Below are 25,794 nucleotides of genomic sequence, written 5' to 3'. Positions count from 1 at the left end.
AAGGCATAACTATGATTTTTCACGATAGTGAAAAGATCAATCCTTCTAAATTACATAGTCTGGTGGCGATAGCGAGAAGGTCACACCCGTTCCCATACCGAACACGGAAGTTAAGCTTCTCAGCGCCGATGGTAGTTAGGGGCTGTCCCCTTGTGAGAGTAGGACGTCGCCAGGCTTTGTAAAAATAAATATAAAATATATAGTATATAATTAGAATATCTTGCATATACTATACAAGTAAGCAAATAATTACTAAGGTTTTTAATTAGAACAAACAATTAATATTATTATTATCGCGGGGTGGAGCAGTCTGGTAGCTCGTCGGGCTCATAACCCGAAGGTCGCAGGTTCAAATCCTGTCCCCGCAATAATCCATCAAGGTCCCGTGGTGTAGCGGTTAACATGCCTGCCTGTCACGCAGGAGATCGCGGGTTCGATTCCCGTCGGGACCGCCATTTAATAGAATAATAATTTATGATAACGGAACATTGATAGTTTCGTTTTTTTATTTTCTGGGAAAAATGATTTATGTGCTAGGTAAGAATTAGGGGTTATAAGAACCTTTCGTTAAAGTCTTTTGCTCATTAGTAGAAAATCATGTAAACTACATATAGATTAAAACTTCCTTAGGAGAAAATCCTAAGGTTTTTTTATAAGATTAAGAAAGAAACTACATAATAAAGACGTTTTAAAAAGGTGATTAATATATGAGTCAATATAAATTTATTTCAACTCAACCTGAGAAGACCACTGAATTTGCTAGACGGTTTGCTGAATTATTAGAGCCAGGTGATGTCATTGCGTTAGAGGGCGATCTCGGAGCCGGAAAAACTACATTTACTAAGGGACTTGCTGAAGGATTAGGTATAACCCGAAATGTAAACAGCCCTACTTTTACCATTATCAAAGAATATATAGGAAAAATGCCGCTTTATCATATGGATGTATATAGAGTGCAAAGTTCAGATGAGGACCTTGGATTTGGTGAGTACTTTGAAGGTGAGGGTGTCACGGTTGTAGAATGGGCTCATCTCATCGAGGATCAGTTACCCCCTCAATTACTAACTATATATTTAAAGCACGGTGAGAACGGCTCAAGGGTTCTTACGTTTGAGCCAAGTGGAGAGCGTTATGAGTCATTATGTAAGGAGCTATTCAAATGAAGATTTTAGCAATTGATACTTCCAATTACGTACTTGGAGTCTCTGTTATAGATGGTGAAAAGGTGATTGGAGAATACATCACAAATATAAATAAAAATCACTCTGTAAGGGTTATGCCTGCAATTGAAGCTTTATTAAAAGATGTGGACGTTAAACCGAGTGATCTTACTAAAATCGTTGTAGCCGAGGGTCCTGGTTCTTATACAGGTGTAAGAATTGGTGTTACGATTGCAAAGACGTTAGCTTGGACATTAAATATCCCTCTAGTAGGTGTTTCTAGTTTAAAGGTAGTGTCTGCTACAGTAGGCAGATATTTTAATGGTGTTGTATCACCATTGTTTGATGCTAGAAGAGGTCAAATATATACGGGTTTGTATGAGTATAGTGCTGGCCAAATTAAAACGGTTATACAAGATAAACTAATTTTAAGCAAGGATTGGGTACAGGAGTTAATAGAACGAGATAAGCAGATTCTTTTTGTAGGCAATGACCTACCTTTGCACCGGTCTGTTATAGAAGAAGTTCTCGGAGAGCGTGCTCGATTTGCGGAGATTACCGAACTTAATCCTAGACCATCGGAATTAGCTTTATTAGGTAAAGATTTAGAAGGTGTAGATATACACCATTTCACGCCAAATTATATTCGTTTAGCAGAGGCTGAAGCGAAATGGATAGAAGAAAATAAGAATAAATGTTGAATGGAAGAACGTACATGAACAAATCGTTAACCTTTCGATTGATGGAAGAAAGAGATATCGATCAAATAATAGAAATTGAGAATCAATCTTTTGCTACACCTTGGAGTAGGGAAGCCTTTGAAAATGAAATCTTTAAAAATCAATATGCTGTATATATTGTTTTAGAGGATGAAGGTGAAATTGTTGGATATTGTGGCTCCTGGATTGTTATTGATGAGTCTCATATTACCAACGTTGCTGTTTTACCTAAACACCGAGGGAAAAAATTTGGTGAAGCCTTAATGAAAAAAATGATGGATGTCTCAAAAGAGATGGGAGCCATTTCAATGACGTTAGAAGTGCGTGTAACGAACCATGTTGCTCAGTCGTTATATCGAAAATTAGGTTTTCAGGATGGGGCTATTCGAAAAAATTATTATACAGATAATCAAGAGGATGCTTTAGTAATGTGGGTGAAATTATAATGGAAAATAATCAGTATATCATGGGGATTGAAACAAGTTGTGATGAGACAGCTGTAGCAATCGTTAAAAATGGCCGTGAAATTATAGCTAATGTAGTGGCTTCTCAAATTGAAAGTCATAAGAGATTTGGAGGGGTAGTACCTGAAATTGCTTCTCGCCATCATGTTGAACAAATGACCCTTGTTATAGAAGAGGCGATAAAACAAGCAGAAATGGATTTCTCTCAAATAGATGCCATTGCCGTTACGGAAGGACCAGGACTAGTAGGTGCTTTGTTAATTGGGGTAAATGCTGCTAAGGCTTTAGCATTTGCACACAATATCCCTCTTATTGGTGTTCATCATATAGCGGGACATATATATGCTAATCGGTTAGTAACTGAGATGAAGTTCCCCTTGCTATCCCTAGTAGTCTCTGGTGGACATACGGAGCTTGTATATATGAAAGAACATGGTCATTTCGAGGTAATCGGTGAAACAAGAGATGATGCAGCGGGAGAAGCTTATGATAAGGTAGCAAGGACTTTAAATTTACCTTATCCAGGTGGACCACATATAGACAGGCTTGCTCATGAGGGGACTCCAAATATCAATTTGCCTCGGGCTTGGCTGGAAGAGGGATCTTATGATTTCAGTTTCAGTGGTTTAAAGTCTGCTGTTATAAATGCAGTTCATAATGCGGAGCAGCGAGGCGAAGTTATTGCTCCAGAGGATCTAGCAGCAAGCTTTCAAGAAAGTGTTATCGAAGTTCTAACGAAAAAAACTTTATTAGCGGTTAAGGAATACGAAGTTAAACAAGTATTGCTAGCAGGAGGCGTAGCTGCAAACAAAGGGTTAAGAACAACTTTAGAACAAGTGTTTAATGAACTAGAGGATGTTGAGCTTGTAATTCCACCACTTTCCCTATGTACAGATAATGCGGCTATGATTGCAGCAGCAGGCAGTATTTTATTCGAAAAAGGAATAAAATCTAGTATGGCTTTAAATGCAAATCCAGGACTAGATATAGCTATCCACAACTAAATAGAAGTAATAAAATAGTCCCTTAAGTAGTTAAGGGGCTATTTTGTGGATAACTGACTATTTCGACAAAAAATACTGTTAATAATGTGGATAAAAATTAACTAAACTGTGGATAGTGTGGAAAAGTATGTGGAAAGCTTAAAAATAGGAGTATTTTAATGTGAATAAATCTGTGGAAAAACAAAAAAACCAGGTAGATAAATCTTCCTGGTTTTTTCGGTTAAGATTTCTATTCCTCAGCAAGTTCGGTCCATTCTTCCATAAATCGCTCAAGGTCCTCTTTGGCCTGTTCAATCGCTTTATTAATTTCCATAACCTTTTCATGATCTTGAAAAATTTCTTCCTGACATAGTAACTCTTCATTTTTTTCTATCGTACCTTCTAATGATTCGATAAGTTCCTCGAGTTCCTCTATTCGCCTTCTTCTTTGACGTTCTAACTTTTTCATTTCTTTATCTTGATGATAATTTGTTTTCACTTGTTGTTTAGAAGATAACTCGGTAGTTTTTGTAGCAGCTTCCAACTGTCTAAGCTCTTCTTGCTCTAATTTCTTTTCTACGTAGTAGTTGTAGTCACCTAAGTATTCTGTTGCACTAGTAGTACTTAGCTCTACCACTTTTGTTGCAATTCGATTGATAAAATAACGATCATGTGAAACAAATAGAATTGTCCCTGGAAAATCGACTAAGGCATTTTCTAGGACTTCTTTGCTATCTAAATCAAGATGGTTTGTAGGCTCGTCCAAGATTAAGAAGTTAGCTCTTTGCATCATTAATTTAGCAAGTGCAAGTCGAGCTTTTTCCCCACCACTTAATGTAGAGACAATTTTTAAAACATCATCACCAGAGAAAAGAAAATTACCTAAAACGGTTCGAATTTCTTTTTCCGTCTTCATAGGGTAGTCATCCCATAATTCGTCAATCACTCTTTTATTAGACCTTAAGTTAGCTTGTTCTTGGTCATAGTAGCCTACCATAACGTTAGATCCACGTGAAATTTCACCTGATAAAAGAGGTAAGGTTCCGATAATTGTTTTTAATAAAGTAGATTTACCTACACCGTTTGGACCAACTAGGGCAATACTTTCTCCTCTAGTTAACCGTAGGGAAATGCCTTTCGAAATGGCCTCTTGATCATAACCAATAGTGGCATGTTCAACCTTTAAGACATCGTTACCCGTTTGTTTCTCAATTTGAAAACCAAAAGAAGCAGACTTCTCATCTCCTAATGGGCGGTCCATTACTTGCATTTTTTCAAGCTTTTTTCGTCTACTTTGTGCTCGTTTGGTTGTTGAAGCTCGAGCTAAGTTCTTTTGAATAAAATCCTGTAATTTAGAAATTTCGTCTTGTTGCTTTTCAAATAGCTTCATTTCTCGTTCGTATTGTTCTGCCTTTTGGTCTAAATAAGAGCTGTAGTTACCCGTAAATTTAGCAATTTGATTTCTCGCTATTTCATACACTTGATTTACTACTTTATCGAGGAAATAACGATCGTGGGACACGATTAAAATTGCCCCGTCATAACCCTGTAAATATTGCTCTAACCATGAGAGTGTTTCAATATCAAGATGGTTAGTCGGCTCGTCCAAAATAAGAATGTCTGGCTTTGTTAATAATAATTTACCTAAGGCTAAACGTGTTTTTTGCCCACCACTTAAGCTATCAATTTTAGTTGAGTAATCAAAGGATTGGAAATTTAACCCATGAAGAACGGATCTGATATCAGATTCGTACTGGTATCCACCATTTTCTTTGAACTGAACCTGCAGACGGTCATACTCTTTAAGTACTCGATCATAATCAGTCGGATTGTTAAACGTAGACGGATCAGCCATTTTCGCCTCAAGCTGTCGTAGTTCAGCTTCTTGTTTTTTAAGATGACTAAAAACAGTCAGCATTTCTTCCCAAATAGAGAGTCCTGATTCAAGTCCAGTTGTTTGTGCTAAGTAACCAATCGTCACATCCTTTGGTTTAACGATGTCGCCACTTTCATACGAAATTTGCCCGGCTATAATTTTTAATAAAGTAGATTTTCCGGCACCATTACGTCCAACTAGTGCAATCCGGTCTCTTGTTTGTACTTCTAACTTTATATTGGATAAAATAAGGTCAGCACCATATGATTTGGATAGTTGATTAACTTGTAATAATATCATCATTTTTCACCTCAATACTCTAGTGATAAGTGTAACTGATTCACGTAGGAACAGCAATATAAGTAGTATTGATAAAGATTTTTTGTATGTTCAATCATTCTATAAATTGGGCTATTTTTCAATTGTTATGGAAAGAGCTTTTTGTGAAGAAAAGAACAAAGATTTCACACAGATTGACAAAAATAGTGTATCATTTTTTATGAGAGGGTGTTTAGACATGTCAGGATTTACTCACTTCAATGAAGAAGGCAGAGCTAAAATGGTTGATGTTAGTGATAAACAAGAAACCGTCCGTACAGCTATTGCTTATTCTAGTATAAAGGTAAATAAAGATATTTACGATGGAATTGCCAATAACGAGATGAAAAAAGGAGATGTATTGGCTGTGGCTCAAGTAGCGGCTGTTATGGCGGCTAAGAAAACTTGGGATATTATCCCAATGTGCCATCCACTTCCTCTTTCTAGCATTGACATTTCATTTGAATGGGAAATAAATAAAGAAGAGTATACATTATTAATTCAATCATTTGTAAAGACAAAAGGGAATACGGGTGTGGAAATGGAAGCGCTCACAGCAGCATCGGTATGCGCACTAACCGTTTATGATATGTGTAAAGCTTTAGATAAAGGCATGGTCATTGGTCCAACTTACTTAGTAGAGAAGACCGGTGGGAAACATGGCGATTACAAGAGAGAAGTATAATGAGCCAACAAAAATAGGCAAGGGGAATTTTAAATGAATAATGACAGTATGAAAATCCCACAAGCAACGGCAAAACGATTGCCTTTATATTATCGTTTTTTAAAAAACTTACACTCTTCTGGTAAACAGAGAGTGTCATCTGCAGAGCTTAGTGAGGCAGTAAAAGTAGATTCTGCTACGATTCGAAGAGATTTTTCCTATTTCGGAGCATTAGGGAAAAAGGGATACGGGTATAATGTTAATTATCTCTTATCATTCTTTAGAAAAACGCTGGATCAGGATGAGTTAACCAAGGTTGCTTTAATTGGAGTAGGTAACCTAGGAACAGCATTTTTGAATTATAATTTTTTAAAAAATAATAATACAAAAATTGAAATGGGATTCGATGTAGAGTCCTCTAAAGTAGGGACTAAAATTGGAGATGTACCTATTTATCATATGGACGACTTAGAAAGAGTGATTGAAGAGGATGATGTACAAGTTGCTATTCTGACTGTACCTGTATCTGCCGCACAATCCATTACAGATAGACTTGTAAAAGTAAATGTAAAAGGGATATTGAACTTTACACCTGCTAGACTAACGGTCCCTTCTACGATTAGAGTACATCATATTGATTTAGCAGTTGAGTTGCAATCTTTAGTTTATTTTTTAAAACATTACTCCGAGGTAGAAGAAGTAGAGTAGTAAAAAATCATAGAATTAACCAATAGAATTCGACTGAGGTTAGTGGTATATTCTTTATGTTAGAATTATTTCGATCGAATTGCTTTTAGTTCCATAATAAAAGTATTATGATACTAATGCCATTTATAAATAATAGTTTACGATGAGTGATAGATTAAGGCTATTGATAAGGAGGTGAGGCACATGATGAATCTTGGAATGGGAAGCCTCTTACTAATTGTGTTTGTTGCACTATTAATTTTCGGTCCAAAGAAGCTACCTGAGCTTGGAAAAGCAGCAGGAAACACACTGCGTGAATTCAAGAATGCTACAAAAGGGCTAGCAGATGATGATGAGGACGATGAAAAGAAGAAAGTTAAGTAATGTTAGGATGAAACCGTTATGAGTCATAAAGATATGACGATTTATGAGCATATAGGTGAATTAAGAAAACGGCTTGTATTTGCAGTCGTTTTCTTCTTTATTGCCACTGTTATTAGTTTCTTTTTAGCAGAGCCGTTAATCGTTTACTTACAGAAGGCGGATGAAGCAAAAGAGTTAACGATGAATGCTTTCCGTCTAACTGATCCAATTAAAATTTATATGCAGTTTGCCTTTTTGATTGCCTTTGTATTAACTTCGCCATTTTTACTTTATCAGTTGTGGTCGTTTATTAGTCCTGGGTTATATGAAAAAGAGAGAAGAGTAACATTAAGTTATATACCTATTTCTGTGTTTTTATTTATTACAGGAATTGCTTTTTCTTATTTTGTACTTTTTCCTTTTGTTGTTGAGTTTATGACAAGAGTGGCTAATCGGTTAGATATTAATCAGGTAATAGGTATTAATGAATATTTTCAATTCTTGTTTCAATTAACGATTCCTTTTGGTTTGCTTTTCCAGCTTCCAGTTATCATTATGTTTCTAACTAGGCTTGGAATTGTAACACCCATGTTTCTTTCTAAAATTAGAAAGTACTCTTACTTTGTATTGCTCGTTATTGCAGCATTTATTACTCCACCTGAGCTTTTGTCGCATATGATGGTGACCGTACCTCTACTTTTACTATATGAAGTAAGTATCATCATTTCGCGTGTATCCTACAAAAAGGTATTAGAAGCAGAAGAGAAATATGAACAAGAATATAGCCAAAACGAAGAAAAATGAGCCTGTGAACCAAGCTCATTTTTTCTTTTTTTGGATATTTTTAATTTTAAAATGAAACATGATCATTCTAATACCAGAACCGAAATCAAAAGTAGCTAAAATAACTAGTAGATAAGTGAAGAAGCCCCATTCACCGTTTCTTGTAACATCTTGGATAGCAAAAACGGTAAATAATACTCCTAAAACGATATAAATGATTCCCGAAAATAACGGTGATTGCCTCATATAAATAATCCTCCGATAAAGCTTTGAATTTTCTCTGACTCTCGAATCATTCTTTCTATGTCTTCTTTAAAGACAGATTGTACTAAAAAGACAAATGTGTTCATGGCAATGTGGGCGACGATTGGAACGATAATCCGATTGGTTTTAACATATAAGAAGGCAAAGGTAAAGCCCATAGCTGAATACAGTAGTAAATGCTCTAATTCTGCATGTGCTAAGGCAAAAATAACAGAACTGATTAATCCTGATAGGAAGAAATTAAACCTTTGATAAAGAGAACCGAAAATGATTTTACGAAAAACAATTTCTTCGAGAATCGGTCCGATTACGGAACTTACTAAAGCAACAATCGGAAAGGCCTCAATAAAACTTAAGATTTGCTGGGTATTTTCTGACCCCATTTCAATGCCTAATAACCTTTCAATGTTTGCAGCTAGACCTTGAGCAAATAAAGCAAGAAATACCCCGCCTACTGCCCAAAAAATAGAAGAATTGATTGAAGCAACTTTTCGCTCATTATATCCTTTTTTCATTTCTTTCCTTAATAAAAATAATACGATTAAGAGCGTTAATGAAAAACTAAAAACTAACCAAATAATAACAGAAAGAACCTGCATATCTTCTATAGTCTTTCCAAAGAAAACTCCTGAAAAAGCAATGATGGGAACTCCGATAAAGCTGGAGAGCTGCATACCAATATAGGCGATTAAGATAATCCAATATTCCCTTTTCAATATTATTAATCTCCTTTAGTAAATGTAATCAATGATGGCACTATCTTTCATTTTACAAGTAATAAGCTTAATGTTTCAAATTAGAGGACTTGTTAATGTAAATATTCAGGTAGATGTATTTAATAACTATGGGCCTTGCCTGACAAGCATAACTAAACTTTTAATATTTTTCATAAAAAATTGGATATAAATAGAAAATTCGTGCATACTTTGTATGGTTGTGGAAAAATCCAACTTGTACGCTAAAGAAATGAACTACGTATATTGAAAAAAGCTTATCTTAATAATTTTATGTAAAAAATTTGAGCTTGACTCTTGCAAATATTTATCAGATTCATTAATATAATAATTGTGTTAGCACTCAATAAGAGAGAGTGCTAATAAAGAAAAATTTACATACAATTTGAGGAGGTTGTTTCACTTGTTAAAGCCACTAGGTGATCGTGTAGTTATTGAACTTGTTGAAACTGAAGAAAAAACTGCAAGCGGTATTCTTTTACCGGATAGTGCAAAAGAAAAGCCACAAGAAGGCAGAGTAGTTGCTGTAGGTACTGGCCGCGTTCTTGATAATGGTGAGCGCGTAGCACTTGAAGTTTCTGTAGGCAATAAAATTATCTTCTCAAAATACGCTGGTACTGAAGTTAAGTATGAAGGTTCTGAGTACTTAATTATCCGTGAAAACGACATCTTAGCTGTTGTTGAATAATTTTTACATTTTAAAACTAACGTTTATTAAATAATATTTTCAATTGATCTGAGGAGGTTTTTACTAATGGCTAAAGATATTAAATTTAGTGAAGAAGCTCGCCGCTCGATGTTACGCGGTGTTGATGCACTTGCAAATGCTGTAAAAGTAACTCTTGGACCTAAAGGACGCAACGTGGTTCTTGAGAAAAAATTCGGTTCACCTCTTATCACTAATGATGGTGTTACGATTGCAAAAGAAATCGAATTAGAAGATGCATTTGAAAACATGGGTGCTAAGCTTGTTGCTGAAGTAGCTAGCAAAACAAACGATGTAGCTGGTGACGGTACAACTACTGCTACAGTTCTTGCTCAAGCGATGATTCGTGAAGGTCTTAAAAACGTTACAGCTGGTGCTAACCCAATGGGTATCCGTAAAGGGATCGAAAAAGCGGTTGTTACGGCTGTTGAAGAATTAAAAGCAATCTCTAAACCAATCGAAGGAAAAGCTTCAATTGCACAAGTTGCTGCGATTTCTGCTGCTGACGAAGAAATCGGTCAATTAATTGCTGAAGCAATGGAGCGCGTTGGTAACGATGGAGTTATTACGATTGAAGAGTCTAAAGGTTTCACAACTGAATTAGACGTTGTAGAAGGTATGCAATTCGACCGTGGATATGCTTCTCCTTACATGGTAACGGATTCAGATAAGATGGAAGCTGTTTTAGACAATCCATATATCTTAATTACTGACAAAAAAATCACTAGCATTCAAGAAATTTTACCAGTTCTTGAGCAAGTGGTTCAACAAGGTAAACCATTACTACTTGTTGCTGAAGATGTAGAAGGCGAAGCACTTGCTACTTTAGTAGTGAACAAACTTCGTGGTACATTCAACGCAGTTGCTGTTAAAGCTCCTGGTTTCGGTGACCGTCGTAAAGCTATGCTTGAAGATATCGCTATCTTAACAGGTGGGGAAGTAATCACTGAAGAGCTTGGCCGTGACCTAAAATCAGCAACCGTTCAATCTTTAGGACGCGCTTCTAAAGTAGTAGTTACTAAAGAAAATACTACTATCGTTGAAGGTGCTGGAGACTCAGCTCAAATCGCTGGTCGTGTGAACCAAATCCGTGTTCAAATGGAAGATACAACTTCTGAATTTGACCGTGAAAAATTACAAGAGCGCTTAGCTAAATTAGCTGGTGGTGTGGCAGTAGTTAAAGTTGGTGCTGCTACTGAAACAGAATTAAAAGAGCGCAAACTTCGTATTGAAGATGCATTAAACTCTACTCGTGCGGCAGTAGAAGAAGGTATCGTTTCTGGTGGTGGTGTTGCACTACTAAACGTATACAACAAAGTGGCTGAGCTTCAAGCTGAAGGTGACGAAGCTACTGGTATTAACATCGTACTTCGTGCAATGGAAGAGCCAGTACGTACAATCGCTCACAATGCTGGCCTTGAAGGATCAGTTATCGTTGACCGATTAAAACGTGAAGCAGTTGGAACTGGTTTCAACGCTGCAAACGGTGAGTGGGTAAACATGATCGAAGCTGGTATCGTTGACCCAACTAAAGTTACTCGTTCTGCACTTCAAAACGCTGGATCAGTTGCTGCTATGTTCTTAACTACAGAAGCGGTAGTTGCTGACAAGCCAGAAGAAAAAGGTGGCATGCCTGACATGAGCGCAATGGGTGGCATGGGCGGAATGGGCGGCATGATGTAATAGCTGCTCAATCCAGGTATATAAGCATCTTTGCGTAATCTGGATGCTAAATAATGTAAGAATAGAAAGAGGCTTTTCAAAGGTTTTTCAAACTTTTGGGAAGCCTCTTTTTTTGTCAACTAATTATTAGAGCGATTGAAATGTACGAGTTCTAACGATGTAAAATAGGAACCAAATAGTCAGACTGTCTGTCGAAAGGGGAGCCAGAAAAAACTTAAAATATTGAAAACCGTCTACCTTAACCGATACCCTTCAGCTGCGAAATGATAGTAATAATAGAACAAGGGAACAATACGCGCAAACGAGATAAAGCGAGGGGTTTTATGAAAAAGATTTTCCTATGTCTTCTACTATTATTAATTCCTTCACATGCTTTTGCACAAGGGAAAGTACCGATTTTGGTCTATCATTTTATTGACGAGTATAAGGGAATAGGTTCTAGAGAGCTCTATGTAACTCCGGAGAATTTTGAACAGCAAATGATGTATTTGCGCGATCATGGATTTACCTTATTAACGTTTGAACGCTGGCAAGATATTGGTCAAGTAAAGAAACCCATTTTTATTACTTTTGATGATGGCTACAAAAATAATTTAAAGGCCTTTGCTATCTTTCAAAAGCTGAAAACAGAAAAATTTCAACCAACGGGGACCATTTTTGTCATTTCAGACTTCATTGGCCAATCGATTCGATTATCAAAATCGGACATAAAAGAGATGGTGGGTTCTGGCGTCATTTCTATCCAGTCTCACACTGCGACTCACCCTGATTTAACAAAGATAAATGATTATAAATATGAACTGAAAGAGTCCAAGGATAATATTCAAAAAATAACGGGTAAACCAGTGATTGCTCTATCCTATCCATATGGAACATGGAATAACGAAGTGGTAGAGAATACGAAGAAGTATTACATGTTTGGGCTTACCACGACACCTGAGGCCTTTGCTAAAAAGGGAATAAAGGATGAACTTTATCTATTGCCGCGGATTTATGTGAAGTATTCGACTACGCTAGATGACTTTGCAAAGATTGTGGAAGGAGAATAATCCTTCAAAATATTCACAACATCCTCATACACGATATACATATTAGATTCTTGTTAAAAGGGCTTATTTTATCTAACAGGGTGTTCTTCTGAGGAAAATACAGAATAAAGATTGATACTTAATCACCTGTCTCATGAATAAAAAGAGAGACGAACAAGTTCTTAAGGGGAACTTAAAACGTCTCTCTTTGTTTAATTTGACTCTCCAAAAGCCTCTGGAATCATCGTAAAGCCCTCAATCACAGTATCTTCTTCCACTTCAATCATAAGGTAACGTTTACCACCAAGGTTTACTTGCTTAACATATCTTAAATCTTGTGGACTGATAGAAATATTCGCGATTTTCGTTTGAATTTTAATAGATTTAGAAGAGAACTTCGGCAAGACACTGCTTGCTTTAATCTCATAATTTTCATCATCAATAATCTTTTTAAAGGCCATTTCTACCTTTTCGGTACTTACTTCTTCAAGACCGCTCATCTTTAACACCCGTTCGACGTCTTTTGTATCTAATTTGGGTTGTTCTTCCTCTTCATTTTCGACAATCATACGGTTAATTTCTTCGTACACATTAGAAAGAGTGGAGGTATTTAACTGGTCTCCGGTGACGTCTTTAATGATTTCTTCAAATACAATCTTATCGTCTTTTGCTGTCATTGTTTCTTCGCCGTTTAAAACATCTTCTATGAACTGATGATCAGGTTCATGTACTTTTCCTGCTGAATAGAGAATGTGGTTAACATCTGCCGCATTGTCAGTAAAGCAAGGAAATAGGAAGCCTCCGATCGGAGCATTGAGGTTGATAATGGGATCGATAACAAAATGGTACTTGAACTCTTTCTCCACATAGTCAAATAGCAGCTCTTTTTTCGGCTCTTGTGTGTTATTGATACTACATAGAATAAATGGGTGGGAGTAAACGGTATCTCGTTCACTTTCCTCAGCCTCATCATTTCGACGTTTTGTAGGCTTTAAGTATTCTGCACGAATAAAAGTGACAACAATATCCATATCGTATTGTCTGTTTAGGAGCATTTTCCCTACCATTTTTAGCATTTGCTCTTTCCAGTCTTCCACATCACTACTTAGTAATCCTTGATGCAAGATGAGCTGACTGCTATTTTCAGCATTTCTTTGAAACCTTAATTCAAAGAGTTTTTCATCTAATTGGCCAGCAAGCAGTTTTTTAAAATTACTCATAAATAGTTCTTGCTGATCTTGGTCAAGCATTTCGAAAGGTTGACTTTGGTGATGATAAATATCACTTGATCCCTTCATTATATAGACATTGAAAATATCGTGGATTTTTAGTAGGTCATTATTTAATTTGAATTGTTTACGAATTTGCGCTACGTCTTTTTTGTTCATGATTCATTCCGCTCCCAAACTGCCGTAATTAGCTAGATAAATACAACTTAATCCATATAGCGCTTTATTTTAACATAAATGGTTAGATGGATTCTAAGAAAATTTATTGTGATGAAAGAGCTCTAACATTATCAGCTAAAAATTCTCCCGAATAATTCCATCCTTACAAGGAAAAAATTTTACTATCACTAGAAAAGAGGGTTAAAGATGAGCGTATATGAAAATTTCCCTGTAGCAAACTTAGATGAAAATCAGTTGCAAAAGATTACACAGTTAGAAAAGGAATTAAGGAAGGAAACAAATGAAAATATTGTCTTGATTGCATATGATGAGAAGGATGAATGATCTAAGAGAGGGGTTTTTATTTGAAGTTGGTCATTTAAGTCCCCCTATTACATCAGTAATATTTAATAAAAGAATAGAAGCTTTTTTCAATAGCTGAAAAAGGCTTCTATCTATTCTACTTGATAAAAAATTTTCCCAATAAAAATGAATTACAAATTAGGCTATGATAGATATAGATCAACCTTCATATCTACCTAAAGATAAATAGATATTTAAAATTTCTGGAATAGGTGTGGATTCATATGAATCATAAACAATTAGTTTTTCAGATTTTCCTCTATATCATTATAGGAACTTGTTTTTACTTTTATATATGGTTTGTTAATCGTTACATATTAAATCTAGTAATCTATTATTTTTATATCCTATTTGGATTTGGGTCAATTTTATTCCTTTCTATTATGATTAAGCCCTATAAAGGGAGAGACATAAAGGACATTACTTTTTATTGTGCAACAAAAGTCATTTTTCTTTTTTGGATTACCTTCATTTATTTATTAAATATTAATCATGCTTTGGTTTAAGCATGGATAAAAAACTTCCTATAAATTGATTTAGGAAGTTTTTTTTGTTTTTCTCTACTTAGAAAATCCCTCTTTCCTTTCTAATTTCATAAAAACAGTCATTAAGCACTATGAAATTTAACAATTGTAACATAACTTGGAAATTGCAGTTGAAAATTATTATCAACCCTATCTTTTGTCCCTCTACGAAGGAATATCTTTAGCCCTGAAAAAAATTTTGAAGTCAAGGGATTTGTAGGAAAATACTAACAGACAAAATCCGACAAGTGTCTTGGCTAAATTGACGCAATAATATTCGGGTGGTAAAAAATATATAGATTAATGTGGTGGAATATCCTGTAAGTAAACAAAATGGCACAGAGGTTAAGCATATATGACCAAATCACAAATAGAAGTGCTCAATTTGTTAATAGATAAATATGAATCCTAAAGTATGCCAAATGATGGTAACAAAGCCGGTTCTTTTGACCGTGTAAGTTGTCCTAGAGCATGAAAAATTTCTAGCAAGGAGAGTAAGTCAGTGAATTTACGAAACATGGTAATAGCAATTTCAGCGGTATTATTACTGTCAGCTTGTTCAAACAATAAAGAAACTGAAAAAAAAGGGCCAGTTAGTGTAAAAGAAGAGAAACAGGATGAAGTGGTGGAGGCCATTAAACCGGAATATCCTCCAGCTCAAAAAAGTCCAGAGTCAATTGTTCAACAAAACTTAGGGGAAATGACACAGGAAGCGATGACTCTCGTTGAATCGAATAGTGACCAGGCAGCATGGGAGGACCTATTAAAAGATTTCCAGGTAGCAGAATTGGACCAGGATTCTATTTATAACGGTCTCATACACACTTTTGGATTTGACTTTCAGGAAACACATGACAACTTAGCCAATTATGAACCTGACTTTGGAGAATTTGAGATTTCGAGTGACAAAGAATCCTATAAAAATATTGCAATTCAGGTAGATTCGAGTGGAAGTATGGGTGGAAAGGTTTCTGGGGGAGTCAAAATGGACTTAGCCAAGAATGCTGTAAAAGATTATGCCTCTCGTTTAGCAAAGGATAGCTTTGTTTCATTAAGAGTATACGGGCATGAAGGGACTGGTAAGGAAAGTGATAAACAGCTCTCATGTTCAAGCACAGAAATGGTATATGAAACTAGTACATATGATGAGAAAAAATTCAAAAAAGCTTTAAATACGTTTAAGCCAAGCGGTTGGACACCACTAGCTGCTTCTATCCAGTCTGCTTATGAAGATCTTAAGTTAAATGCTTCGGAGGATTCAGAGAACATTCTTTTTATCGTTAGTGACGGGGTGGAGACTTGTGAAGGAGATCCAGTACAAGAGGCAAAGAAACTTGCGGAATCTGACTTAAATGTAGAAGTCAATATTATCGGTTTTAATGTTGACGATGCTGGTCAAAAACAATTAAAGGCTACGGCAGATGCAGGAAACGGAAAGTATTACACTGTTAATTCGAAGGTCGAACTGACAGATACCATCTTTGAATTATTGGATGATGTACAGGCGACCACAAAGAAGAATTTTGATAAAGCAAAAAGCGGTTACAAGATTAATATGCTTAGTGTGGAATTAGGGGAAGAAATTCGTGATTTAAGTGGATTGTTTAGAGATGTGATTAGTGAAGAAAATCGTTTATTGTCTCAAGTAATCCAACAACTTCAAGTTCAAGGACAAATAACCGAAAGTGTGGCTGAATCTTTAAGAGTCCTAGTGGATGAAAGAGAGGAAGCACTCCTCAGTTATCGAGAAAGCTTGCAAGAAGGAGCTTTTGAGAGAAAAGAAACGAAAAGACAAGAAATCTTTGATTACTTAGATTCGAATTGATTCTTTAGGTGCAGGAATGAAAAGAGCTTACAAAGTGAGGATTAATCATGAAAATATTAGTCGATCAATCATTAGGGTTACCTGACTCTTGCTTGGAGCCTCATGGTGCGATAGTTAGAAAAACTCCATTAAAAAAGGGTGAGTCTCTTGAAGATGTAATTGAAAAAGGAAAAGGGAAGGTTTTTACAAAAAGTTTATCCCTTATTAAAAAAGATTTACAGAGTGAAATAGATGAGTTTCATAAGTACTTCCATGAGTCGGAACAGCTTTTTTACCTTTACGATTCAAAAGTTACAGATAGCCGTTTAATTAAGAGAATTAGCAATTGGAATTTTCCAAATCGAAAGCTTTATTTAGTAGATGGTTCTAGTAATCGAGCCTTTGCAATTCATCTATTAAAGGAATTAACAAACCACCCCTTTGAGGAAGTTTACCGTCTGAGCCATTTATGCACGAATCAGAAATTCACTATAAGTAATGATTTAAAGTATCAAAAATCGGCTAATTACTTGCGATTGAAAGAAGGAAAACAAAAGATATATCACCTTCTAAAAGGTACTACTCATACAAAAATTACTTCTGGTCAGAAGCCTGAGCTAATTGAAAAAGTATTAGCCACTCTACAAGGAAATACATTCATTATTGCATCTAGAGGAACGGTGGAACTCCCTGATACAAAGTTTGATTTCTATAGGCTTAAAAACGAGGGTTTACCAATAAGTTCGGATAAAGTTGATATATTTATCCCCATTTAAATTAGATAGATAACGGAGTGACCATTCAATGATTGATGCCAAGAGAAAAGCAATTATATTTTTAACGATTGCATTCTTATTAGCTGTTGCTGCGGCAGGAGTGATATTAGTTCAAATACAGGAAGCTCAACAAAAGCTAGGGAAGACGGTTTTAGTGGCGGTTGCAAAAGAAGATATTAAATCTTATCACGAGATCAAAGAGACTGACTATGACTGGGTTGAGCTCCCAGAAAATAGTGCGCATGATTCGTTTATTAAAAACGAACAAGACCTACGAGGGGTAATCTCTGTTGTTGAGTTGAAAAAGGGAGATTTGATAACAGGCTCTCTAATTAGGAGGAAACTCGATATTCCCACAAATGAACGTGTAGTTTGGATCAATGCTACAGAGATTGTCTTAATTGATCAATTAGTAGCAGAAGGGGATCTTGTTGATATCGTGGCCGTCTATAAAGACGAAAAAGAAAAGGTTCAAACAGAGCGAATTCTTAGCAATATACAAGTTGTTCAAATTGATAAAGGAAAAGAAGGAAAACAAAGAGTAAAAGTAGCCCTATCCATTGAGGATGCTGAGAGGGTTATTCACGAACAAAATACAGCTGTACAGCTGCGTGTTTTGCGAGTAAACCAAGCAGGAGAAATAAATTAGCAAAATAACGAAGAGAGATAAAATAGTAGGTTTCCCTAGATTAAGGAAGGGTGCGTATCATTGAGTACTTTTAAAGGATTATTTATTACTAAAAATCAAGAGTGGGTTAATGAACTACATTCTCTTTTACATGATGTGAATATAGAGATTACGGTTGTCTCAGAGTGGAAACGTAGCTTCCAGGAACAACAGCTCAACCATTATATTTTCGTAGATTTAGAGTATGTTCGAGATACACAGCCATTTCAAAACTCTTCAAGTGTAGTGATCGGTCTTACGGAATCAAATGACTTTGTTCAAGGAAGATCTTGGCTCGTTTCGGGAGCAAAGGACGTTGTCATTTTTCCAGAAGAAAAAAATCGCTTACGTGACTTGATCAAAAATACTTATCAGCAGCTTAAGTTCCAAAAGGAGACGGAAACGGGCTTTGGTACGGGTCAAGTACATGCGTTTTACAGTGCAAAAGGTGGGAGTGGGAAAACCTTATTAGCAGCTTTAAGTGCCCAGTCTCTAAGCATTCACCATGAAAAGAAAGTACTTTTAGTTGACTTAAATGCTCAGTTTGGAAATATAGAGGTCTTGTTTGGAAGCCAGCCGTTTCGGTCTTATTATGATTTAATTCCCGTTATGGAAGAAATGGATATCCGCCATCTCCAGAATATTGCTCATTATCATGAGGATACAAAAGTTACATTAATAACAGGTCCTGCTGATCCGGCAAAAGCAGAATCCATCCCGGATGAATTAATTAGTAGATTAATAAGAATAGCCAGAAATCAATATGATTATATTCTTCTAGATTTACCGTCTAATATTAACAACTTAACTTTTACTGGTTTAAACGAGTCGACGCATATTCACTACGTTCTGACACCTGATAGCCTTGGAATGAGGGCCTATAAATATGCTGACGACCTCTTTAAAAGGTTCCAAATTGGAAGAGGAAATGAACTTTCGATTTTAATTAATCGCCATCATTCAAAATCAGAACTAACGAAAAATGATATTGAAAAGATCATTGACCGTGAAACAACTGGGTTGATTCCTTCCGATTATTTTTCTATTCAGCCCTCCTTAAATATGGGTGAGGCCTTTTACAAGCGAAAAAAGGATAAAGGGTCGAATAAAGTTTCAAAAGAAGTAAAAAAGTACGTTGATGAATTAACGAAACGTACAAAGGGGTGAGTAAATGTCTTGGGTTGAAAAAGCCTCTGTCATTGGTTCAAAAAATAGTCAACGAGACTGGAATGTAAGTCTTTCTCAAGTGGATCACTGGGTCAGACACTATAAAAACAGATTAATCAAAGAAGCAAACTTAGAAAGTATTACGATGCTTCCACCAGTTGAACGGAAGAAGACGATCGAACGACTGGTTATCCAAATGATCAATGAAGAAAAAGTGATTATCACATCTGAACAAACGGAACAAATTATTCAACAAATCATCAATGAATCGGTTGGTTATGGTCCACTTGAAAGCCTACTTCGAGATGAGTCCATTACAGAAATTATGGTGAATGGCGCGAATGAGGTTTTTATCGAGAGACAAGGAAAGCTTGAGAAGACAGACGTCAGATTTAAAGATGATCAACATGTAAGGCACATTATTGATCGAATTATTGCTCCATTAGGAAGACGGATTGACGAAAGCTCACCAATGGTTGATGCCAGATTACAAGATGGAAGCCGTGTAAATGCGGTTATTCCACCAATCAGTGTGGATGGCCCCTCTGTTTCGATAAGAAAGTTTAAAAAGGATCCCTTTAAACTCGATGATTTAAAGGATTTTGGTAGCTTCTCAGAAGAAATGTCCATGTTTCTGCAAGCTGCCGTTCAATCGAAGGCTAACATTCTAGTATCTGGGGGAACAGGAAGTGGAAAAACGACTCTGTTAAACGTCCTATCCGATTCCATTCCGTCAGGAGAACGTATTGTCACAATAGAAGATATGGCGGAGTTAAGATTTTCTTATGACAACTTAGTTCGTTTAGAGGCAAGGCCACCGAATATGGAGGGGACAGGAGAAGTAACGATTAGACATTTAGTGAAAAATGCTCTTCGTATGCGTCCCGACCGAATTATTGTCGGTGAGGTTCGTGGCTCTGAAGCCATCGATATGCTTCAAGCAATGAATACGGGTCACGAAGGTTCTTTAACCACGATCCATGCAAACAGTCCAAAGGATGCTTTAGGGCGTCTAGAGTCGATGGTTATTATGTCGGGACTTCCGTTAACGGTTGAAGTTATTCGAGGCTATTTTGTCGGTGCATTAGATTTAATTGTTCAAACTTCACGCTTTACAGACGGAAAACGAAGAATTGTTCATATATCTGAGATTGTTGAAGAAAATGGAGAACTTCTGTTAAAGAATATATACCATTTTGAAAGGCAAGCAACTCTTCCAGATGGAACGATTAAAGGTGAATTTAAAGCAACTGGATATATACCTAAAATGTATGAGCGTTTCCGTTCCTTTGGTATTGATTTTCCAAAGAGTTTTTTTGAGAATGGTGTATTCAAATGAGTCTAGCGTGGGCTTTATTATCTGGTAGCATTTTCACTTTTTTCACAGGACTGTTTTTTATTTTTAGTAGCAAGGCGACACGAGGAACATACAAACGCGTAGATAAGTGGTTTGATCGAGAGAAGAAGTCTGAGAGAAAAAGCTTTGTCTTACTATTCGGAGACAAATTCGATTCATCTGAATTGTCTGAATCTCTGCAGAAAAAACTCATTCAAGGAGATATACAGTTAAAGCCATCAGAGTATATGGGGATATACATTCTACTCTTAGCACTTTTAACTTTTATAAACGTCGTTATTTTAGGCTTGTATATCTTTATGGGATTCTTATTTGCTTATCTCATTGTTTCGCTCGGTTCAAAATTCTATTTGAATTCCCGGAAGGATAAAAGAACGGAGAACTTTAACAGGCAGCTACCGGAAATATGCCGGATGATGTCCAATGGAATTAAAGCAGGACAGACGATTCCACAAGCCATTGAAATGGTCGGTCGTGATGTAAAGGAACCTAGCAAGCTCGAGTTTCAAAATATGGACTATCAGCTAAAGCTAGGAGATAGTTTGGAATACGTGATGACACAGTTTAGAGAACGGGTGTTAAGTAACGACATTAACATCTTCGTAAGTACGATATTAATTCAGCAGCGTGTAGGTGGAAACCTTGCTGAAGTATTATCAAACATGGCAGAAACACTAGAGGAAAGAAGTCGTGTGCATAAAGAAATTAAAACGATCACGGCGGAGAGTCGTTCCATTGCTTATATTCTCATTTTCATGCCGTTTCTCATGGCCATGATGATGAACTTGTTTATTAAAGGCTTCTTAAATGTTCTGTTTACTCCGTTTGGAATGATTATCTTTGCTGTCTTTTCGGTAATTGTTTTTTGTGCATTTATGATTATCAAACGAATTACAACTATAAGGGTGTAGAAGCATGCAGTTACTTAATTTATTTTCTCTCGTTATGTTTACCTTAATTTTAATCATGCTTTTGGTTGGTTTTATTTATCTCTATTTGTATATTGCCAAGAAAGAAAATTTGTTGAGTTCCAATGGATATTCCCTTAAAAAAAATAAGCATAAACGGAAACTGAGTGAAAAGATCATTACACCACTTGTTAGATGGGGAAAAAAAGCTGGACCTGTTGGAATCAAATACCCATTTTTTGCTGACATGGATAAACATAAAACTTTTTTGAGCCATGCCGGTAATCCTCTAGGACTGCAATTTCAAGACTTTTATGGTTTTAGATTTGTTTTAGGGATGATTGGATTAGGTTTTGGCTCAATATATGGTTTTTTAGGACTTCCATTCGCTTTACCCATTATGTTTATGGCGATCTTCGGAGGGTTTTTAGGGCCTAGTGTATGGCTTTACTTCAAGGCGAAATACAGACAGGAAACCATCAGTATTATGATGCCTGATTTTTTAGATACAGTAAGTGTAACCTTATCAGCTGGGGTTAGCTTAGATGGTGCCCTTAAGCAAGTGACCAAACAATTTGAGGGACCACTGAGTGAAGAAATTGACCGTTTTAATAAAGAAGTAGAGTTAGGAGTTCCTAGATTGACAGCCTATCAGAGTTTAGTAGAAAGGAATTCTTCAAAAGAACTTCATTCTTTAGTAAATGCTCTTATTCAAGGAACCGCACTAGGAGTACCTGTCTCTCGAACCTTTAAATTACAGGCTGAAGACTTGAGGGCAACAAGGGGATTCGTTGCAAAAGAAAAGGCAGCAAAAGCAAGCCCTCAAATTACGTTAGTAACAACATTTTTCATAGCGCCAGCTGTTATCGGTTTAATTGTAGGATTATTAGCATTAAATATTATTTACAACCCGGGAGCATTTGGGTTAGATTCATTCTTTTTCTAATACGTAAGTAAATTACTAAAATATAAATATATGATTTTAAGGAGGAAACAAATATGTTAAAAAAAGGTTGGTCTAAGGTAAATAACGTGTATACAAATTATGTGAAAAATGAAAGAGGAGCACAAGCATTAGAATGGGTTGCATTAGGATTAGTAGTTCTAGCAATCATGGGTGTTATTGCAGCAGGAATTGAAGGCGATACTTCTATTGGTAAAGCAATTGTAAATAAATTAAAAGGATTAATTGAAGGAATTTAAGATGAATCAAGTAGGTTTTAACCATGAAGAATATTAAAAAGTATATAAATAACGAAAGAGGCTCTCAAGCAATTGAGTTTCTAGCAATGTTTCCGTTAATAATTTTAGCCATTTTAATCATTTGGCAAATTTGTTTGATTGCTTTTTCGTTAGTGGTGGCTGAATCTGCTGCTCGAGATGGAGCTCGAGCAGCAGCTATCCACGATTCGAATTGGAAACAGGTTGCTATTAAATCTGCATCAGGTCTAAAAGTGAATGTAACAGGAGGACCCGGTTCAGAAGAGGCACATGTATTTATAGAGGTAGAGGCACCCATCGTAAAACTACCTTTAATAAGTGAAATTGAATTCTCCTATACGGTTGATGCAGTCATGCCAATGGAGGAAGAATCAGATGGAGACTAGGAGTATATCTAACTATATAAAAAATGAAAGAGGCAGTGGAACAGTCATTATCATGATAGGTCTAGTTCTCGCTGCTATTTTTTTAGCTTTAATGTTTTTTGATTTATCAAATGTCTTTATTAATAAGCGTGTCACACAAACGGGTGCTGACGCTGCGGCTTTAGCTGCTGCCCAAACGGCGAATAAGCATATGAGAGAAGATTTAAAAACGGAGACTCAAAAAAAGTTAGATGAACTGGGTGAACGTTGGGAAGAGTTTTTGGAGGATGCTTTAGAAGCTATTTCTGAGGGTTCAGGTGAGGATGGAGATGAAGAGGATTCAGAAGATCCGCCAACTACAGAAGAAATTTTAGAGGAATTTGTAGAGATGGTGGAGGCTGAACTAGGAAAACCAATGCCCGGAGATATAAAGGCATGGCTTCTTGACCATTCTGTTAAGGTGAAAGCAGAAACCGCGATGAAGTTCTTTTTTGAAGATAATGAGGTAAGTGATATGGCTTGTAGTTCTGTCATAAATCATTGGGATAAAGCAAAACAAAAAGCGGAGAGCTATGCCAAAAAGAATCAAAATGATGAGTTAACACAAATACGATTTATCCCTGAAGATTTTCGGGTTTTTGTAGAAACGGAGCGAAAAGGGAAATACACTACCGTATCGGATGATGACGTTCCAGCAGTAACTTCGGAATCATCTGTAAAGATAGGTGAACCAAAAGGGTACGAAGATAAAATTTCTTGTGATTAAAATTGTTGGTGAAGGAGGGGAACTCGTGCCAAGGAAAGAAATGATTCAAGCTTTTCTCTATGGATTTATATTTCTCCTGTTTTTCCAAGTTTTTAGTGTGCAACTTGCCTTTGGAAATGTAGAGGATGTAGATTCAGAGAAACAGCAAATAAGTAAAGTTGAGCCAAGTGACAGCAAGGAACATGATCCGGATGCAGGCGGGGGAGACGTCCCGTGGTGGAAGGTTATATGGGATAAAGCAAAAGAAATTGGTCAGGATGGGCTAGATATTATATCCGATCTTGGATCAACCATTTCAACTGAGTGGAACGAATTTCTTACAGATCTAGAGAATAGTTGGGTGGGTGATGCATGGGATAAAGCCACTGATTGGTTAAATGACGCATGGGATTGGATACAAGAAACGGAATGGATTCAGACCATTGTAGCCTCCATTTTAGCAACTGCACTCATTGTTGTTGCTATCATTGTAATTGTTGGGACTGCTCCAGCTTGGGGAGTCATAGCCATCATAGGTGCAGCTGCACTCGGGGCGGGATTCTTATATCAATGGATTGCTGGAGATAATTATAGTTTTTTAGGAGCCTTTGGAAGCTCCCTTATAGGCGGAATATTGGGGTATGTTGGTTACACTACGGGTGCTTTTGCAACTGCATGGTTATGGCTGAGAAACACTGCTGGGCCGGCTGCATGGAACTGGATTCGAAATACGGCAGTCCCTTGGGTAGTAGGTAAAGGAAGAGCAGCTTTAACCTGGGGTAGAACAGTTGCCTGGCCATGGTTGAGAGGGAAAGGAATTGCTTTTGGCACATTTTTAAGAACTCAATTTCAATTGTACCTTACTAGATTTAGAGCTTTCTATTTACCAAACAGTAAATTAAGTATGGGTGCTCTTTTATTAGGACCTGGTTTAGGTATGTTTGGAGGTTTCATAGGATCCATTGCAGGTTCACTCATAGCTGGAGAGAAAATTACACTTTGGAAATTGGTTTACGACGTCGCGGTTGGTGGAATCACTGGTACACTTTGGGCGCCAGTATTTGCCGCAGGAGTTCTACTTTCGGGATCATCATTACTAGTGTTAGGATTGTACGGCGGATTTGAAAGTTATATTAGTGATGGAATTAAAAACGGAGAATGGTTAAAATTTGAGAACTTTGCCATTGGGTTTGCTGTATCCATTTTATCTTTTAAAGGGTTAACTTTCGTGGTAGACAAAATCTTAAAATTTGTAGGATGGGATCATGTACTAACATCAGAGGCTGGAACCAAGATTTCAGAAGAATACGTCAAAGACAAAATAAAAGATTTGTTTAATGGTAATAGTGGTGACACTGGAAACAGTGGTAATAAAGAAGGCAATACTCCAACAAATGATTCTACAACAGAGACAAACACAGAAGAAAATAAGACCCAGGTACAAACAGACAAAAAACCACTTAACGAGGGGAATCAGGTAAATGATAACGATACAAATACAAAAACTGAACCTTCTGTTAATAAGTCGGCTGAGCGAGGTATAAACAATCTTAAGCCTGAACCAGAGTTTTAAAATAGTAGAGTAGGAGCGATACCTTTGCAAAATAAAATAATAACTTATACTTCCCTAATATTTTTAATTTGTGTCTTTGGGGGATTCGGGATCTTTGCATTTATGGTTCAAGAGAACGGACAAATAGACACTCAAGAGCATTTTTCCGTCATATTAACATTTCTAGTTTTGGCGATTATTGGTTTCCTAATAACAGCTATTGGTCTAGCTGCTAAGAATCAGGAAGGTTCAAAAATAAATAAAAGAACTGTCTTTACAGGAATTGTAATCGCTATATTTTTCATTATATGGAGAATAACCGTTTCCATCTAAAGGGGAGAAAAATCTCGTTTGAGTGTATATAAGAAAATTATTTTTATTTATAACCTAAAAGATTTTTATCTTGGGTAAGGTCCATTAAGAAAAACATAACATAGAAATTTCTAGATATAGTAACGTATACCCCACGCACACCAAGATTAGCCGTTTCAATATAGCTAATCTTTTTTTTGACTTAAAGGTAAC

General features: G+C 36.4%; 28 protein-coding genes, 2 tRNA genes and 1 rRNA gene. 27 read left to right on the top strand and 4 right to left on the bottom strand.

What is annotated here, in order from left to right:
- The first annotated feature begins 58 nt into the window (after positions 1-58).
- The 7 genes from rrf (at position 59) to tsaD (ending at position 3,347) form a co-directional block, all read left to right on the top strand.
- A 5S ribosomal RNA gene (gene rrf / locus SM124_RS22360) occupies positions 59-175 on the top strand.
- 119 nt (positions 176-294) lie between these two features.
- Positions 295-368, top strand: a tRNA-Met gene (locus SM124_RS22355).
- Positions 369-379: 11 nt separating this feature from the next.
- Positions 380-455 (top strand) — tRNA-Asp (locus tag SM124_RS22350).
- 252 nt (positions 456-707) lie between these two features.
- The gene (gene tsaE, locus SM124_RS22345; protein ID WP_322448729.1) at positions 708-1,163 is read left to right on the top strand and encodes a tRNA (adenosine(37)-N6)-threonylcarbamoyltransferase complex ATPase subunit type 1 TsaE; all 456 of its coding nucleotides are present in this window, start codon (positions 708-710) and stop codon (positions 1,161-1,163) included.
- Positions 1,160-1,861: a tRNA (adenosine(37)-N6)-threonylcarbamoyltransferase complex dimerization subunit type 1 TsaB gene (gene tsaB / locus SM124_RS22340; RefSeq protein WP_322448728.1), complete on the top strand. Its 702-nt coding sequence runs from the start codon at positions 1,160-1,162 to the stop codon at positions 1,859-1,861. Before tsaE ends, tsaB begins: the two co-directional genes overlap by 4 nt.
- Before the next feature lie 14 nt (positions 1,862-1,875).
- Positions 1,876-2,325 carry a ribosomal protein S18-alanine N-acetyltransferase gene (gene rimI / locus SM124_RS22335; protein WP_322448727.1) on the top strand — a complete coding sequence of 150 codons (450 nt, stop codon included), beginning with the start codon at positions 1,876-1,878 and terminating at the stop codon, positions 2,323-2,325.
- Entirely contained in the window at positions 2,325-3,347 is a 1,023-nt protein-coding gene (gene tsaD / locus SM124_RS22330) for a tRNA (adenosine(37)-N6)-threonylcarbamoyltransferase complex transferase subunit TsaD (RefSeq protein WP_322448726.1), read from the top strand. The genes rimI and tsaD overlap by 1 nt, the downstream gene beginning before the upstream one ends.
- A 229-nt stretch (positions 3,348-3,576) precedes the next feature.
- Here the strand turns inward: tsaD and SM124_RS22325 are convergent, their stop codons facing one another.
- Entirely contained in the window at positions 3,577-5,502 is a 1,926-nt protein-coding gene (locus SM124_RS22325; RefSeq protein ID WP_322448731.1) for an ABC-F family ATP-binding cassette domain-containing protein, read from the bottom strand.
- A gap of 217 nt (positions 5,503-5,719) precedes the next feature.
- Between SM124_RS22325 and moaC the strand changes: the two genes are divergently transcribed.
- The 4 genes from moaC (at position 5,720) to tatC (ending at position 8,038) form a co-directional block, all read left to right on the top strand.
- On the top strand, positions 5,720-6,205 hold the full coding sequence (moaC, locus tag SM124_RS22320) for a cyclic pyranopterin monophosphate synthase MoaC (protein ID WP_322448725.1): 486 nt from the start codon (positions 5,720-5,722) through the stop codon (positions 6,203-6,205).
- Between the two features lie 33 nt (positions 6,206-6,238).
- Positions 6,239-6,892: a redox-sensing transcriptional repressor Rex gene (locus SM124_RS22315; protein ID WP_322448724.1), complete on the top strand. Its 654-nt coding sequence runs from the start codon at positions 6,239-6,241 to the stop codon at positions 6,890-6,892.
- A gap of 183 nt (positions 6,893-7,075) precedes the next feature.
- A complete protein-coding gene (gene tatAY / locus SM124_RS22310) occupies positions 7,076-7,255 on the top strand; it encodes a sec-independent protein translocase protein TatAY (RefSeq protein WP_322448723.1) in 180 nt (59 codons plus the stop codon).
- 18 nt (positions 7,256-7,273) lie between these two features.
- Entirely contained in the window at positions 7,274-8,038 is a 765-nt protein-coding gene (gene tatC, locus SM124_RS22305) for a twin-arginine translocase subunit TatC (protein WP_322448722.1), read from the top strand.
- Positions 8,039-8,053: 15 nt separating this feature from the next.
- On the opposite strand, the gene SM124_RS22300 is transcribed toward tatC, so the two are convergent.
- Positions 8,054-8,263 carry a YdiK family protein gene (locus tag SM124_RS22300; RefSeq protein WP_322448721.1) on the bottom strand — a complete coding sequence of 70 codons (210 nt, stop codon included), beginning with the start codon at positions 8,261-8,263 and terminating at the stop codon, positions 8,054-8,056.
- On the bottom strand, positions 8,260-8,997 hold the full coding sequence (locus SM124_RS22295) for a CPBP family intramembrane glutamic endopeptidase (RefSeq protein ID WP_322448720.1): 738 nt from the start codon (positions 8,995-8,997) through the stop codon (positions 8,260-8,262). The genes SM124_RS22300 and SM124_RS22295 overlap by 4 nt, the downstream gene beginning before the upstream one ends.
- A 421-nt stretch (positions 8,998-9,418) precedes the next feature.
- Here SM124_RS22295 and groES point away from each other — a divergent pair, with 421 nt between their 5' ends.
- The 3 genes from groES to SM124_RS22280 all read left to right on the top strand — a co-directional run bounded on the left by groES (position 9,419) and on the right by SM124_RS22280 (position 12,453).
- Positions 9,419-9,703, top strand: a complete 285-nt coding sequence (groES, locus tag SM124_RS22290) for a co-chaperone GroES (RefSeq protein WP_322448719.1) — start codon at positions 9,419-9,421, stop codon at positions 9,701-9,703.
- A 66-nt stretch (positions 9,704-9,769) separates the two neighbouring features.
- Positions 9,770-11,404, top strand: a complete 1,635-nt coding sequence (gene groL, locus SM124_RS22285; RefSeq protein ID WP_322448718.1) for a chaperonin GroEL — start codon at positions 9,770-9,772, stop codon at positions 11,402-11,404.
- A gap of 323 nt (positions 11,405-11,727) precedes the next feature.
- Entirely contained in the window at positions 11,728-12,453 is a 726-nt protein-coding gene (locus SM124_RS22280) for a polysaccharide deacetylase family protein (RefSeq protein WP_322448717.1), read from the top strand.
- Positions 12,454-12,644: 191 nt separating this feature from the next.
- Here the strand turns inward: SM124_RS22280 and SM124_RS22275 are convergent, their stop codons facing one another.
- Entirely contained in the window at positions 12,645-13,820 is a 1,176-nt protein-coding gene (locus tag SM124_RS22275; RefSeq protein ID WP_322448716.1) for a DUF4317 domain-containing protein, read from the bottom strand.
- 207 nt (positions 13,821-14,027) lie between these two features.
- Between SM124_RS22275 and SM124_RS22270 the strand changes: the two genes are divergently transcribed.
- The 13 genes from SM124_RS22270 to SM124_RS22210 all read left to right on the top strand — a co-directional run bounded on the left by SM124_RS22270 (position 14,028) and on the right by SM124_RS22210 (position 25,602).
- Positions 14,028-14,165 carry a hypothetical protein gene (locus SM124_RS22270; protein WP_322448715.1) on the top strand — a complete coding sequence of 46 codons (138 nt, stop codon included), beginning with the start codon at positions 14,028-14,030 and terminating at the stop codon, positions 14,163-14,165.
- A 1,044-nt stretch (positions 14,166-15,209) separates the two neighbouring features.
- Positions 15,210-16,532, top strand: a complete 1,323-nt coding sequence (locus SM124_RS22265) for a vWA domain-containing protein (RefSeq protein WP_322448714.1) — start codon at positions 15,210-15,212, stop codon at positions 16,530-16,532.
- A gap of 47 nt (positions 16,533-16,579) precedes the next feature.
- On the top strand, positions 16,580-17,287 hold the full coding sequence (locus tag SM124_RS22260; protein WP_322448713.1) for a hypothetical protein: 708 nt from the start codon (positions 16,580-16,582) through the stop codon (positions 17,285-17,287).
- Positions 17,288-17,315: 28 nt separating this feature from the next.
- Positions 17,316-17,936: a Flp pilus assembly protein CpaB gene (gene cpaB / locus SM124_RS22255; protein ID WP_322448712.1), complete on the top strand. Its 621-nt coding sequence runs from the start codon at positions 17,316-17,318 to the stop codon at positions 17,934-17,936.
- Positions 17,937-17,996: 60 nt separating this feature from the next.
- On the top strand, positions 17,997-19,121 hold the full coding sequence (locus tag SM124_RS22250) for a CpaE/TadZ family protein (protein WP_322448711.1): 1,125 nt from the start codon (positions 17,997-17,999) through the stop codon (positions 19,119-19,121).
- Positions 19,122-19,125: 4 nt separating this feature from the next.
- The gene (locus SM124_RS22245) at positions 19,126-20,460 is read left to right on the top strand and encodes a TadA family conjugal transfer-associated ATPase (RefSeq protein ID WP_322448710.1); all 1,335 of its coding nucleotides are present in this window, start codon (positions 19,126-19,128) and stop codon (positions 20,458-20,460) included.
- Positions 20,457-21,389 carry a type II secretion system F family protein gene (locus SM124_RS22240; RefSeq protein WP_322448709.1) on the top strand — a complete coding sequence of 311 codons (933 nt, stop codon included), beginning with the start codon at positions 20,457-20,459 and terminating at the stop codon, positions 21,387-21,389. Before SM124_RS22245 ends, SM124_RS22240 begins: the two co-directional genes overlap by 4 nt.
- A 4-nt stretch (positions 21,390-21,393) precedes the next feature.
- Positions 21,394-22,332, top strand: a complete 939-nt coding sequence (locus SM124_RS22235; RefSeq protein ID WP_322448708.1) for a type II secretion system F family protein — start codon at positions 21,394-21,396, stop codon at positions 22,330-22,332.
- 53 nt (positions 22,333-22,385) lie between these two features.
- Complete coding sequence (locus SM124_RS22230; protein WP_322448707.1) at positions 22,386-22,589, top strand: hypothetical protein; 204 nt, start codon at positions 22,386-22,388, stop codon at positions 22,587-22,589.
- 23 nt (positions 22,590-22,612) lie between these two features.
- Positions 22,613-22,993, top strand: coding sequence for a TadE/TadG family type IV pilus assembly protein (locus SM124_RS22225; protein ID WP_322448706.1), 381 nt, complete (start codon positions 22,613-22,615; stop codon positions 22,991-22,993).
- Entirely contained in the window at positions 22,983-23,738 is a 756-nt protein-coding gene (locus tag SM124_RS22220; RefSeq protein ID WP_322448705.1) for a pilus assembly protein TadG-related protein, read from the top strand. Before SM124_RS22225 ends, SM124_RS22220 begins: the two co-directional genes overlap by 11 nt.
- A gap of 25 nt (positions 23,739-23,763) precedes the next feature.
- Positions 23,764-25,290, top strand: a complete 1,527-nt coding sequence (locus tag SM124_RS22215; RefSeq protein ID WP_322448704.1) for a hypothetical protein — start codon at positions 23,764-23,766, stop codon at positions 25,288-25,290.
- Positions 25,291-25,314: 24 nt separating this feature from the next.
- Positions 25,315-25,602 (top strand): hypothetical protein, encoded by a 288-nt coding sequence (locus SM124_RS22210; protein WP_322448703.1) that lies wholly within the window; start codon positions 25,315-25,317, stop codon positions 25,600-25,602.
- Positions 25,603-25,794: the final 192 nt, after the last annotated feature.

This window comes from Robertmurraya mangrovi, from assembly GCF_034427655.1.
Taxonomy (GTDB): domain Bacteria; phylum Bacillota; class Bacilli; order Bacillales; family Cytobacillaceae; genus Robertmurraya_A; species Robertmurraya_A mangrovi.
The sequence above is the reverse complement of the archived record's forward strand: the minus strand, read 5'-3'. Positions and strand labels throughout refer to the sequence as shown.